This window comes from Curtobacterium aurantiacum (genome assembly GCF_018598555.1).
Classification (GTDB): Bacteria; Actinomycetota; Actinomycetes; order Actinomycetales; family Microbacteriaceae; genus Curtobacterium; species Curtobacterium aurantiacum.
Window position 1 is genome coordinate 42,333 of record NZ_JAHEWN010000011.1, and the last position, 11,465, is coordinate 53,797.

Annotated in this window: 14 protein-coding genes and 2 riboswitches; of the genes, 5 read left to right on the plus strand and 9 right to left on the minus strand. The window is 72.2% G+C overall.

All coding sequences use genetic code 11. The annotated features are described in order from the left end of the window. Window positions 1-89 precede the first annotated feature (89 nt). Together KK087_RS11180 and KK087_RS11185 are read right to left on the minus strand one after the other, a co-directional pair. Window positions 90-377 carry a hypothetical protein gene (locus KK087_RS11180; RefSeq protein ID WP_214565322.1) on the minus strand — a complete coding sequence of 96 codons (288 nt, stop codon included), beginning with the start codon at window positions 375-377 and terminating at the stop codon, window positions 90-92. 272 nt (window positions 378-649) lie between these two features. Beyond that, on the minus strand, window positions 650-1,261 hold the full coding sequence (locus tag KK087_RS11185) for an HD domain-containing protein (RefSeq protein WP_214528997.1): 612 nt from the start codon (window positions 1,259-1,261) through the stop codon (window positions 650-652). Between the two features lie 139 nt (window positions 1,262-1,400). On the opposite strand from KK087_RS11185, the gene KK087_RS11190 reads away from it, so the two are divergent. Continuing rightward, window positions 1,401-2,210: a hypothetical protein gene (locus KK087_RS11190; RefSeq protein ID WP_214565324.1), complete on the plus strand. Its 810-nt coding sequence runs from the start codon at window positions 1,401-1,403 to the stop codon at window positions 2,208-2,210. Beyond that, window positions 2,207-4,108 (plus strand): amidase family protein, encoded by a 1,902-nt coding sequence (locus tag KK087_RS11195; RefSeq protein WP_214565326.1) that lies wholly within the window; start codon window positions 2,207-2,209, stop codon window positions 4,106-4,108. Before KK087_RS11190 ends, KK087_RS11195 begins: the two co-directional genes overlap by 4 nt. Window positions 4,109-4,191: 83 nt before the next feature. Here KK087_RS11195 and KK087_RS11200 read toward each other — a convergent pair whose 3' ends face one another. Beyond that, window positions 4,192-4,968 carry an isocitrate lyase/PEP mutase family protein gene (locus KK087_RS11200; RefSeq protein ID WP_214565328.1) on the minus strand — a complete coding sequence of 259 codons (777 nt, stop codon included), beginning with the start codon at window positions 4,966-4,968 and terminating at the stop codon, window positions 4,192-4,194. Between the two features lie 112 nt (window positions 4,969-5,080). Between KK087_RS11200 and KK087_RS11205 the strand changes: the two genes are divergently transcribed. Further along, window positions 5,081-6,268, plus strand: coding sequence for a MalY/PatB family protein (locus KK087_RS11205; protein ID WP_250901028.1), 1,188 nt, complete (start codon window positions 5,081-5,083; stop codon window positions 6,266-6,268). 105 nt (window positions 6,269-6,373) lie between these two features. Here KK087_RS11205 and KK087_RS11210 read toward each other — a convergent pair whose 3' ends face one another. Both KK087_RS11210 and KK087_RS11215 read right to left on the minus strand, forming a co-directional pair. Next, window positions 6,374-6,559, minus strand: a complete 186-nt coding sequence (locus tag KK087_RS11210) for a hypothetical protein (protein WP_017887087.1) — start codon at window positions 6,557-6,559, stop codon at window positions 6,374-6,376. A 46-nt stretch (window positions 6,560-6,605) separates the two neighbouring features. Beyond that, window positions 6,606-7,094, minus strand: a complete 489-nt coding sequence (locus tag KK087_RS11215) for a GNAT family N-acetyltransferase (protein ID WP_214529002.1) — start codon at window positions 7,092-7,094, stop codon at window positions 6,606-6,608. 68 nt (window positions 7,095-7,162) lie between these two features. On the opposite strand from KK087_RS11215, the gene KK087_RS11220 reads away from it, so the two are divergent. Then, the gene (locus KK087_RS11220; RefSeq protein ID WP_214565332.1) at window positions 7,163-8,047 is read left to right on the plus strand and encodes a LysR substrate-binding domain-containing protein; all 885 of its coding nucleotides are present in this window, start codon (window positions 7,163-7,165) and stop codon (window positions 8,045-8,047) included. Window positions 8,048-8,080: 33 nt separating this feature from the next. Here KK087_RS11220 and KK087_RS11225 read toward each other — a convergent pair whose 3' ends face one another. From KK087_RS11225 to KK087_RS11240, 4 genes are read right to left on the minus strand one after another with little or no spacing between them, the layout of a single operon-like run. After that, window positions 8,081-8,335 carry a hypothetical protein gene (locus KK087_RS11225; RefSeq protein WP_017887084.1) on the minus strand — a complete coding sequence of 85 codons (255 nt, stop codon included), beginning with the start codon at window positions 8,333-8,335 and terminating at the stop codon, window positions 8,081-8,083. After that, window positions 8,332-8,814 (minus strand): FBP domain-containing protein, encoded by a 483-nt coding sequence (locus tag KK087_RS11230; protein WP_214529005.1) that lies wholly within the window; start codon window positions 8,812-8,814, stop codon window positions 8,332-8,334. Before KK087_RS11230 ends, KK087_RS11225 begins: the two co-directional genes overlap by 4 nt. A gap of 37 nt (window positions 8,815-8,851) precedes the next feature. Continuing rightward, on the minus strand, window positions 8,852-9,589 hold the full coding sequence (locus tag KK087_RS17935) for a M48 family metalloprotease (protein WP_214529006.1): 738 nt from the start codon (window positions 9,587-9,589) through the stop codon (window positions 8,852-8,854). Window positions 9,590-9,602: 13 nt separating this feature from the next. Beyond that, window positions 9,603-9,977, minus strand: coding sequence for a BlaI/MecI/CopY family transcriptional regulator (locus tag KK087_RS11240; RefSeq protein WP_214529007.1), 375 nt, complete (start codon window positions 9,975-9,977; stop codon window positions 9,603-9,605). Window positions 9,978-10,073: 96 nt separating this feature from the next. Then, a riboswitch (glycine riboswitch) is annotated at window positions 10,074-10,194 on the plus strand. Then, a riboswitch (glycine riboswitch) is annotated at window positions 10,195-10,296 on the plus strand. Window positions 10,297-10,345: 49 nt separating this feature from the next. Here KK087_RS11240 and gcvT point away from each other — a divergent pair. After that, a complete protein-coding gene (gene gcvT, locus KK087_RS11245; RefSeq protein WP_250901029.1) occupies window positions 10,346-11,461 on the plus strand; it encodes a glycine cleavage system aminomethyltransferase GcvT in 1,116 nt (371 codons plus the stop codon). Window positions 11,462-11,465: the final 4 nt, after the last annotated feature.

Sequence of the window (11,465 nt, forward strand, 5' to 3'; positions counted from 1 at the left end):
CTATAGCTCTCGACTATAGACGGCCGCCCGGGAACGACGAAGCGCCGCCGAGCGAACTCGGCGGCGCTTCGTGGTGGTGCTGGTGGGACCTAGGCCGCGAGGGCCAGCTCGCCCGCCTGCACGGACTGTGCCTGCAGCAGGGTGCGGCTGGCCTCGCCCGCCCAGGAGCGGCCCGGGACGGTCCAGCCGGCCTCGCCGACGGCGTCGAGCCGGGTGCCCCGGGTGACGAAGGTCCCGAGGTCGTCGGCCGCGATGCGCACGAGGTACTCGCGCTGCGAGCGGTCGTCGCGCACCGGGAACTCGGCGATGCGGTCGGGGGTGATCGTCGGGGCCGCGAGTGCGGTCCCGAACACGGTGATTCGTTCGTTGCTGGTCATGGTGCTGTACTTCCTGGTCATTCGGCGCCAGGGCGACTCGGTGTCGGCGGACGTCTCAGTCCAGCGCGACGCATCGAGTGCGGGGCGCGCACGTCGAGTTTCAACGTGCAGCTCGTCCGTTCGGATCGAGCGGTGTCTCGAGTGGAATGCGACTCGGGTGAGTCGGTGTCGAGAGGTTGGTGTGCGCGAGTCAGATGGGTTCGCTGCAGTGCACCAACCAGAGACTATACGCCCACCCCGCCGAGAAGTCCAGCGAGCGACCGGACCGAGCGTCAGGACGCCAGGAAGGCCGCCCAGCGGTCTCCGCCTGCGGCGACGTTGCCCGAGCCGTCCAGACGAGCGGCCGCGGATGACGGCTTGCGCGCAGCCTGCTCGTGGATCAGCCCGTCGAACGTCGCCGAGAAGTCCAGGCGGGGCAGCGCGGCCGTGACGTCCCGCAGGTCGTCCGACGACCACTTGTCGAAGCCCGCACCGGAGACGTCGAGCGAGGTCGCGACCTCGAGCAGGTGCCCCTCGGCATCGAGCTCCGGGTCGACGGTGGTCCACATGTGCCGCTCGATGATCTCGCCGACCCGACGCGCACGTGCGGCATCCCAACCGGCACCGAGCGCGAAGACCGAGCCCACGGCGCCGCCGGCGTCCTCGAAGGGCACCCGGTGGGCGTCGAACGACGGGGTCACGCCGAGGTCGTGGAGCATCGTCGCGACGAAGAGCAGCTCGGGGTCCGGTTCGAGGTCGACCGTCGGGGCGAGCAGGACGGCCCAGGCCCACGACCGTAGGCAGTGGTTGACGAGGGCCGGGGATGACCATGCCCGCACGACGTCCAGCGCGCGCGCAGCGACGGGGGAGGGCGGGGTGAGCAGGGCTTCGACGTCGACCGACATGGCACGACAGTAGCGGCAGGAGCGAGCCGTAACGGGGCGGAAACGTGCCGGGCCAGAACCGGAAACAGCGCCCCGTTAGCTTTCGGTTCACTGAGTACCCGCTCAGCACCCCTCCACCCCACCCGAAGGAACTGCGCCCATGCAGCACCGACCACGGCTGCGCCCCCGCGCGACGATCGTCTCCTCGACGCTCGCCGCCGCCGGGGCGTTCGGCCTCGCCGTCCTGACGGCCGCTCCGGCCCAGGCAGCGCCCACCGCCACCACCGCAACCATCGACGCCCCGGCCACCGCGACCGTCGGCACGGCGTTCGACGTCGACCTGACGATCCCGGACACCGCCGACGTCTACGCGTACGAGATCACGCTCGAGGCCGACTCCGTGCAGTACCGGGACGACAGCGTCACCGGCCCGGACGGTGGCTTCGACAGCGTCGAGCAGGACGGCGACACCCTGACGATCGTGCACACCCGCCTCGGCACCTCACCGGCACTCGACGGCGACCTGGCCACCTCGATCTCGCTGACCCCGACGGCGGTCGGCAGCGTCGACCTCGACGTCACGAGCATCGCCCTCGTCGGCTCCGACGGCACGTGGACGACCCTCGACGACCCGGCGAGCACCACCGTCGTGGTCGCCGCGGCCGCGACCGCCGCCCCGACGGCCACACCCACCCCCGGTGCGACCACGCCGCCCGGAGGCGGTGGCGGTGGCGGCGCCACCGGCGACCCCGCGGCCCCCACCATGCCCGGCGCCGACCCGACCAGCGGCGCCACCGCCGTGGCCGCTGCCGGTGGGGACGACCGTCCGATCGGAGGCGACCTCGCCTGGACCGGCGCCGACGTCGCGCCGTGGATCGCCGCGTCCATCGCCCTGCTCGCAGCCGGCGGCACCCTGATCACCCTCCGGGCACGTCGTGCCCGCCGCGACCGCACCGGAGCATCCGCATGACCGCCACGAAGCAGGCCGCCACGAAGCAGACCTCCGGCAAGCAGGCCACCGCGAAGCGGGCCTCCAGCAAGAAGCGCACCACCGTCGCCGGCGCATCGCTCATCGCCCTCGTCAGCACCGTCCTCGCCGCGACCCCCGCGATCACGGCCACCGCAGCACCCGCGGCCGTCGACGCCAGCCCCGCCGCCATGCTCGCGCCGTACTACACGGACCTCGACCTGACCGGCGACGACCAGGTGACGAAGGCCGACCTGACCGTCCTCACCGACCACCTCGGTGCGACGACCACGAGCACCGACTGGGCGACGGTCAGCGCCGCGGACACCGACGCCGACGGCACCATCACCGTCGCCGACCTGGCCGGCCTCTCCCAGCGGATGATCTACGACGACGGCCCGTTCCAGCTCGTCGAGGCGTCGACCATCGACATGCAGGCCGCGATGAACGCCGGCGTCACCACGTCGGTCGCGATCACGGAGGACTACCTCGACCGCATCGCCGCGTACGACCGCGCGAAGGTCGACACCGCGTCGACCGGTCGCCCGCTCAACTCGATCGTCACCACCAACGCCGACGCCCTGGCCGCCGCGAAGACCGCGGACGCCGAGCGTGCCGAGCACGGGATGACGAGCATGCTGCTCGGCGTGCCGATCGCGGTGAAGGACAACTACGACACGAAGGACATGCCGACCACCGGTGGCTGCGGCTGCTGGGACGACAACCAGACCGACACCGACGCCGCCATGGTCACCGGTCTGCGCGACGCCGGCGCCGTGATCCTGGCGAAGGCCAGCCTCGACGAGTTCGCCTTCGGCTTCGTCTCCGAGTTCTCGTCGAAGCAGCCCGCCGGCTCGTCACTCCTGGTCGCCAGCCCGTACAACACGGCGCAGACCGCCGGCGGCTCGAGCGGCGGCACCGGTGCGGCGATCTCTGCGAACCTCGCTGGGATCGGTTTCGGCACCGACACCGGCGGCTCGATCCGCGTGCCGTCGACCTACAACCAGCTCGTCGGCATCCGGCCCACGGTCGGGCTGACCAGCCGTGACGGGATCATCCCGCTCGCGCTGTCGCAGGACACGGGCGGCCCGATCACGCGCTCGGTGACCGACGCGGCGGTCGCGCTCGACGCCGTCACCGGCGTGGACGCGGCGGACCCGGCGACGAGTGCGCAGGCCGGCAAGGTGCCGACGTCGTACACGTCGTCGCTCGATGTCGACTCCCTGCAGGGCGCCCGCCTCGGCTACGTGACGAGCATGGTCGGCACGAACGCCACGACGAAGCGCCTGTTCGACGCCTCCCTCGCGAAGCTGCAGGCCGCCGGCGCCACCGTGGTCCCGATCACGGCGACGACGGCCTTCAACCGGGTCCTGTCCGAGGGCAGCGGCAGCACGAACGAGTTCAAGCACGACCTGGACGAGTACGTCGCGAAGCACCTCGACCCGGACGTCACCGCGCGTTCGCTGCAGGGCATCCTGGCCTCGGGCGAGTACGTGCCGAGCCGCAAGAGCACCTACCAGTCGCGCGACCTGATCACCGACGCGCAGTACCAGGCGTGGGCCGGGCCGTCGGGGTCGCACACGACGCAGCTCGCCACCGGCAAGCAGCTCGTGACGCAGATGCTCGACGACCAGGACCTCGACGCGCTCGTCTACCCGTCGGGCACGCCGTACGGCACGCAGTCGACGAACATGCGCCTCAGCCCGAACACCGGCATGCCGGCGGTCACCGTCCCGATGGGCCAGGCGATCGCCGCCGACAACACGATCACCGGTGCCGGCGTGAACCTGGAGTTCCTCGGCCGCTCGTTCGACGAGAGCACGGTCATCGGCCTCGGCTACGCCTTCGAGCAGGAGACGCATGCGCGCACCGCTCCCGCGCTGTACCCCGCGCTCGGCTGAGCTGAGCGGGTCGCGATCGCGACCACAGGACGGACGGGAGGCCCGGTGTCAGCTGGCACCGGGCCTCCCGTCCGTCCGCTCCGTCAGTTCAGGACCGGGGTGTCCTCCGGTACGACGCCGTCGGCGTACAGATCGGTCGCCAGGTCGCGGAGCGCGCGCAGCGCGACCCGCTGCGTGAGGGGGCCGTACGAGATGCGGGCGACGCCGAGCGCCTCGTACTCGGCGGCGGGCAGGGCGCCGGGCAGCCCGATGACCGAGAGCTTGCCGCGGCCGAGACCGGCGACGAGCCGCTCGACCACGGAACGCTCGATCGCGCCGGGCACGAAGACCAGGGCGGCGCCGTTGTCCAGGAACGCCGTGCCGCGGGTGATCGCGTCCTCGATGCTCTCGTCGATCGGGCGCTCGCCGCCGCGCACGATCGCGTCGGTGCGGGCGTTCAGCTGGAAGTCGACGCCCTCGGCCTGTGCCGCAGCGGTGATCGCGGCGACGCGGGCGACGGCCTCGTCGAAGGGCCGCAGCCGGTCCTCGACGTTGGCACCCACGATGCCCGAGCCGATGGCGCGGCGGATCGTCTCGGCGGGGTCCTCGTAGCCGTCGTCCAGGTCGGCGGTGACCGGCAGGTCCGTGGCGGCGGCGACGACCGCTGCCCCGGACAGGGCGAGGTCGAGGGGCATGCCGCCGTCCTCGTACCCGTACGACGCAGCGATCGAGTGCCCGGCGGTGGCGATCGCCTTCGTGCCGGGCAGGTCGCTGACGACCTTGGCGGTGATCGCGTCCCACACGTTCACGACCCGCAGGATCTCGGGGGCTTCGTGCAGCTGCTTGAGGGTGACGGCCTTGTCGGCGGTGCTCGTACTCATGCGGCCGAGCGTAGGCCGACGGGGCGGCCCCCGGCCGCGAGCCCAGCCGAAGACGACGCGGGATGACGTCGGGAGTCGCGCCGGGCCTCCGGGCAGGGGCATGCTGGGACGCATGGCGAGCGACGAGCAGGACCCGGTCGGCACGCTCCGCGGGGTCCGGACGAGCATCAAGTGGACGCGGTACGCGCCCGACGTGCTGCCCCTGTTCGTCGCCGAGATGGACCACGACGTCGCGCCGGCGATCCGGCAGGCCCTGATCGAACGGGTCTCGCAGTCCGACCTCGGGTACCTCGACGGCCCCGGTCCGCTCGCTCCCGCCTTCGCGCAGTTCGCGCTGGACCGCTGGGGCTGGGAGATCGACCCGTCGCGGATCCACCTGGCCACCGACGTCAGCGTCGGGATCGTCGAGTCGCTCCGGCTCGCGCTGCCCGACGGCGGTCGCGTCGCGATCACACCGCCGGTGTACCCGCCGTTCTTCGAGCTCGTCGAAGAGGCTCGATGTCAGGTCGAGGAGGTCCCGCTGCTCGAGCAGTGGGGGCAGTACCGGCTCGACCTGGAGGGCCTCGAGCGGGCGTTCGCCGACGGGGTCGGCGTCTTCCTGCTCTGCAACCCGCACAACCCCGTCGGACTCGTGCACGACCGGGCCGACCTCGTCGCGATCGCCGAACTGGCCGCGAAGTACGACGTCCTCGTCATCAGCGACGAGATCCACGCCCCCCTGACCCACCCGGGTGTGCAGTTCACCCCGTTCGCCGCCGTCGCCGAACCGCTCGGTGTCCGGAGCGTGTGCGTGACCTCGGCGAGCAAGGGGTGGAACCTCGCCGGCGTCAAGTGCTCGGTCATCGTCGCCGGGGATCCCCGGACCGCCGCGCTGCTCGACACGCTGTGGGAAGAGGTCGCCTGCCGCACGAGCATCCTCGGGCTGCACGCGAATCTGGCGGCGTTCACCCTTGCGACCGACTGGCTCGACGACGTCGTGGCACGCATCGTGGCGAACGACCGACTCCTCGCCAAGCTGCTCGCCGAGCACCTGCCCGGAGTCGTCTACACCCGGCCGCGCGCCGGGTACCTGGCGTGGCTCGACTTCCGCGGGATCGGCCTCGGGGACGACCCGGCGGTGCCGCTGCGCGAGAACGCCTACGTCGCACTGAACTCCGGTCTGGGGTTCGGGTCCGAGGGGCGCGGGTTCGTCCGGCTCAACCTGGCGTGCTCACCGGAGACCCTGCGCGAGGCCGTGTTCCGGATCGCCTCGGCGTACCCGTCGAGTGCGCAGGAGGGGCTGGTCTGGCACGTCGCGTGACCTGCGGAGCGGCGTCGTTTGCCGGCTACGCGGCACCGAGTGAGTACAAGACGTCGGGTCGGCGGCACGCACTCGATGTCTTCTGCTCACTCGAGCCCGCCGGGGTCAGGCCACGTACTGGTTGCGACCGACGACGCGGATGCGCAGGTCGTCGTCACGGTCCATCGCGAGGAGCTCTCGGGCCACGAACCCGACAGACGGCCACCGGGACACCTCGGTCACCATGAAGCCGTCGATGAACACCTGCCACGCGCCGGCCTCGCGGACCGCCTGCACCTCGTACGTCGCCATGCCGCGAGCGTACCGGGACCGGGCCGCCGTCAGTGCAGGTCGAGCATCAGTGCAGGTCGAGCGTCATGTGCACGTCGGCCCGCACGTACGGGCTCGGGGCGATCTCGTCCTCGCGCAGGTGCCGGAAGCCGAACGCCTCGTACAGGTGCACGGCGCTGGTGAGCTGCGCGTTGCTCTCCAGGTCGACCCGGTGGGCGCCGAGTTCGCGCGCCCGGTCGAGCGCCGCGGCGATGAGCTTCCGTCCGGTGCCGTGCCCCTGGTGGTCGGGGGAGACGGCCATCTTCACGAGCTCGAACACGCCCGGGGTGGTGGGCACGACCCCGATGCACCCGATGACCCGGCCGTCGAGCCGGGCCACCAGGACGGCGCCACCCCGCTCCACCACGCGGCCGACGGGGTCGCCGAGGAACACGCGGTCCTCGTCCTCCAGGGTGAAGTACCGGGTGATCCAGGCTTCGTTGAGCGTGCGGAACGCCTCGGCGTCCGCGGGGGTGGCGAGGTCGGTGATGGTGACGGTGGAGGTCGCTTCGGGCATGCATCCATCGTCGGCTGTCGATGCAGTCACGTCCAATACTCGTTCGCGCTGATCGATACGCTGTGTGCATGGATCGAGAATCCGACGTCGACCTCCGGCAGCTGCGGGCGTTCCTGGCCGTCGCCGACGAGCTGCACTTCGGGCGAGCGGCCGAACAGCTGCGGATCGCCCAGCCCGCACTGTCCCAGCAGATCCGCCGTACGGAGCGCTCGCTCGGTGTCGAGCTGTTCGTCCGGACGAGCCGGAGCGTCGCGCTGACCCCCGCCGGCCGGGTACTGCAGGGTCGTGCTCGCTCGCTGCTCGGCCAGGTGCGACGGGACCTCGACGAGACGGTGCGGGTCGGTCGGGGCGAGGTCGGTCGGCTCGACGTCGGGTTCGTCGTCTCCGCGCTGCCCCTCGGTCCGATCGAACGGGTGCAGGCGTTCCGGGAGCGCTACCCCCTGGTCCGGGTGGAACTGACCGAGGGGTACTCGTCGACGCTGCTCGCCCGGATCGTCCGCGGTGAACTCGACCTGGCGGTGGTGCGCGACGCCGACCCGGACCCCGCCGTGCGCCTGCTGCCGTTCCGCTCCGAGGCCTTCGTCGCCGCCGTCCCGCGCGGGCACCGTCTGGCCGACCGCGAGCACATCCGGGGGACCGAGCTGGTCGACGAGCCGTTCGTGTTCTTCCCGTCGGTCGCGGGGGCACTGGCGACCGAGCGCAACCTCGCACCGGTCACCGCCGGTGGGCGCCGACCCGTCATCGTGCAGGAGGCCACGACCTGGGCGACCGTGCTGCACCTGGTCGGCGTCGGTCTCGGCGTGACGGTGGTGCCGGAGAGCGCGGCGCTCGCCGCCCCGGACGCCGTCGTTCTGCTGCCGCTCGAGAGCAGCACGCACCGGAGCGAACTCGCCTGGGCGATGCGCGCCGATGACGACCGTGAGATCCTGCGGAACTTCGTCACCGCGGACTGACCGAGCGGACCGACGTCGGCTGGACGATCCCGCTCAGCCGAGCGACAGGACGGGCGCCCGGTGGTCACCGAGCTCGTCGATCCGCCACGGCCGTGCGCCCCGCAGTGTCAACCCGAGTTGCACGAGCACGAACCCGACGTGCGGTTCGACGTCCGGGTCCCACGGCCCCTCGACGCCCAGCCCGAACGCGCCGAGTTCGTCGTCGGCCTCGTCACGCAGGGTGAGCCGCCACCGGCCGTCGCCCAGTTCCTCGACCACGGCCCAGCGAGCGGTGCCGAACCGGCTCACGCCGACTTCATGATGTCCGCGGTGAAGTTCTGCACGCGCTGGAGCAGGGCGGCGCCGCGCATCGCGATGGTCGCCGGTGGGTTGAGGTGCGGCGGCGCGGTGCGGATGAGCATCGAGCACCCGAGGTCCTCGCAGATGTACGTGCCGATCGTGTTGCCGTTGCGGCCGGACTCACCGGCACGCGCGGCCGAGAACAGGCGGACCTGGGTCGCGGGCTGCGGCGAGTGGCAGAACGAGCACATCGCGGCGATGCCCGGGCGCAGGGAACCACCGGCGGAGCGGACGACGATGCCCACCGGGCGCTCGTCGATCCAGGACACGATGTACCCGCGGCGGGCGGCCTGCGGGTCGCGCCAGCCCAGGAACTCGCGTTCGTCCCAGAGCATCTCGTGCAGGCCGGGGATCGGCAGCTGGGCGAGTTCGTCGGGGGTGGCGTTCACGAACGACGATCGGATGTCGGCTTCGGTCAGTGGCTTCACGGTGCTGACACCCTATTCCTCGCCTCCGACAGGGGCGCTACGACAGCCTGGAGGCGCGGATCGCCCCGAGCGCGCTGCTCCCGTCCGCCACCAGCACCGCCCGGCGCAGGGCGTCGCGTCCGACACGACGGGCCGCCGCGTCGTCCGCGGCGAACTCCACGAGCACGCGCGTCGACCGCGCCATGGCGCGCGCCCCGGGCACCCACGGGACCGCACGCTCGATCGATTCGGCGACCGCGACCGCAGCCGCGTGGTGCTGGGTCAGGTGGGCGCGTTCGTGGGCGACCACGGCCTCCAGTTCGTCGGTGCGCAACCGGTCTGCCAAGCCAGTGCTGACGAGGACGCCACCGCTCCGCCCCGGCACGGCGCACGCCAGCGCGTGGTCGGCCTCGACGACGGCGACGGGGGTGCCGTCGATCTCCCGGTGCGGTGCGACGCCGGAGCGCATCGCCTGACGGACGGCCTCGTGCTCGGGGCCCGGGCGGACGCGCACGGCGACGACGAACGCGATGACGGCCAGCAGGGCGACGCCGACGTTGAACCCGTGCGTTGGGGAACCGTCACCGCCGAACAGCTCGGTGACCGGGCGGTCGGCGAGCACCACCAGGGTGATGCCGGCCACGAAGCCCACGACGCCGAGCAGGACCGCGACCGACCAGCAGACCAGCGCGGTGCGGGGCAGGTCGATCGTCCATGCGGAGCGGGTCAGGACCCGGGGCGCGAACACCACCACCGCGAGTGCGAGGACGATGAGCGCGATGCCGGCGACGACCACGGTGCGCAGCCGGTCAGGAGCGGGCGCGGGCGTCGAGGGCGCGGCGCAGGGCCTCGAGGTCGTCCGAGGCGAGCGAGCCGGTGAACTGCAGCAGCGCTGCCTCGCGATCGGACGAGGCTGCCAGCGCGCTCGACATCAGGGACGCGGTCTGCTCGTCGCGACTGTGCACGGCGCGGAACGTCAGGGGAGCGTCGTCGTGCTGCTCCCGTTCCACCTGGCCCTTGCGGCCGAGGCGGTCGAGCACGGTGAGGACGGTCGTCAGTGCGGGGCGGGGCTCGGGGAACGCGTCGAGCACCTGGCGTGCGGTGAGCCCGGCGTCGGCGGAGCGGAGTGCCTCGAGCACCGCCTGTTCCAGCTGCCCCCTGGGGCGCGATCGTTGTCCGGCCATCCCCGCATTCTACGAGATGTCGAAGACCGGGCCACGACACACGCTCGTAACGCGGCCTCGGTATGCTCTGGGCGGACAACTGAACACACCGGCCGCTCATCCGTCGCGGGAGACGCCGTGCACGTGCCCCCGGGTACGTCGTGCCCCCGGGCGCACGCACGGCACCGAAGGAGCAATCCCCCCGTCAATCTCTCAGGTCCCACACCGCAGCGGACAGGCCACTCTGAAAAGCAGACGCTCGGTCGTCTCGCCCACGGTGAAAGCCGCCGGACCTCACGGGCCGCGGTGAAACTCTCAGGCCCATGACAGAGGGGGAGTTCCACCCGGCGATCGTCGCCGGGCCCTGCCGATGCCAGGAGAACTCCGCCATGCGTTCGTCCCCACTCGAGTCTGCTCACGAAGCAGCCGGTGCCACCTTCACCGACTTCGCCGGCTACCGCATGCCCGTGCGCTACTCGTCCGACCTGGCCGAGCACCACGCCGTGCGCCAGGCCGCCGGCGTCTTCGACCTGTCGCACATGGCCGAGATCGGGGTGACCGGCACCGACGCCGTCGCCTTCCTCGACCACGCGCTCGCCGGCTCGTTCGGTGCGATGCCCGTCGGCCGCGCCAAGTACTCGCTGCTGCTCGCCGAGGACGGCGGGATCCTCGACGACCTCGTCGTGTACCGCACCGACGACGACGTCTTCCTCGTCGTCGCCAACGCGTCCAACCGTGACGTGGCGGTCGACGCGCTGACCACCCGGGCCGCGGGCTTCGACGTCGAGGTCTCCGACGACTCCGACACCACCGCCCTCGTCGCGATCCAGGGACCCGCGGCGGCCGGCACGCTCGACGCCCTCGTCGTCGCCGACCGTCTGCAGCCCGAGACCCCGCTCGACGAGCTCGGCTACTACCGCGTCCTGCACGCCCTGTTCGACGGCGCCGACGTGCTCGTCGCGCGCACCGGGTACACCGGCGAGGACGGCTTCGAGGTCTACCTCGACCCGGACACCGCCCCGGTCCTCTGGGACGCCCTGCTCGAGGCCGGCGCCGACCGAGGGGTCGTCCCCGCCGGGCTCGCGGCCCGCGACACCCTGCGGCTCGAGGCCGGCATGCCCCTCTACGGGCACGAGCTCGGCACCGACGTCCGTCCGGCCCAGGCCGGCCTCGGCCGCGTCGTCGCGAAGGACGGCGACTTCGTCGGTGCGGCCGGCGTCACCCCGTCCGCGGACGCCCGCGTGCTCGTCGGCCTGGTGACCGAGGGTCGCCGTGCTCCACGGGCCGGCTACGACGTCGTGCTCGACGGCACGGTCGTCGGCACCGTGACCTCTGGTGCGCTCTCGCCGACGCTCGGACACCCCGTCGCGATGGCCTTCGTCGACCCGGCCGCGCTCGCCGCCGTATTGGACGGGGCACAGGTCCTCCACATCGACGTCCGCGGGACGGCCGTCCCCAGCACCGTCTCCGCGTTCCCCTTCTACCGCCGCGCCTCGAAAGGCTGATCCC

What these genes read in the sequence shown, in the direction of transcription:
- KK087_RS11205 (WP_250901028.1), top strand. Translation starts at nt 5,081, where the DNA reads ATGGCGAGCGACGAGCAGGACCCGGTCGGCACGCTCCGCGGGGTCCGG.
- gcvT (WP_250901029.1), top strand. Translation starts at nt 10,346, where the DNA reads ATGCGTTCGTCCCCACTCGAGTCTGCTCACGAAGCAGCCGGTGCCACC.
- KK087_RS11185 (WP_214528997.1), bottom strand. Translation starts at nt 1,261, where the DNA reads ATGTCGGTCGACGTCGAAGCCCTGCTCACCCCGCCCTCCCCCGTCGCT.
- KK087_RS11210 (WP_017887087.1), bottom strand. Translation starts at nt 6,559, where the DNA reads ATGGCGACGTACGAGGTGCAGGCGGTCCGCGAGGCCGGCGCGTGGCAG.
- KK087_RS11195 (WP_214565326.1), top strand. Translation starts at nt 2,207, where the DNA reads ATGACCGCCACGAAGCAGGCCGCCACGAAGCAGACCTCCGGCAAGCAG.
- KK087_RS11220 (WP_214565332.1), top strand. Translation starts at nt 7,163, where the DNA reads ATGGATCGAGAATCCGACGTCGACCTCCGGCAGCTGCGGGCGTTCCTG.
- KK087_RS11190 (WP_214565324.1), top strand. Translation starts at nt 1,401, where the DNA reads ATGCAGCACCGACCACGGCTGCGCCCCCGCGCGACGATCGTCTCCTCG.
- KK087_RS11215 (WP_214529002.1), bottom strand. Translation starts at nt 7,094, where the DNA reads ATGCCCGAAGCGACCTCCACCGTCACCATCACCGACCTCGCCACCCCC.
- KK087_RS11180 (WP_214565322.1), bottom strand. Translation starts at nt 377, where the DNA reads ATGACCAGCAACGAACGAATCACCGTGTTCGGGACCGCACTCGCGGCC.
- KK087_RS11200 (WP_214565328.1), bottom strand. Translation starts at nt 4,968, where the DNA reads ATGAGTACGAGCACCGCCGACAAGGCCGTCACCCTCAAGCAGCTGCAC.
- KK087_RS11240 (WP_214529007.1), bottom strand. Translation starts at nt 9,977, where the DNA reads ATGGCCGGACAACGATCGCGCCCCAGGGGGCAGCTGGAACAGGCGGTG.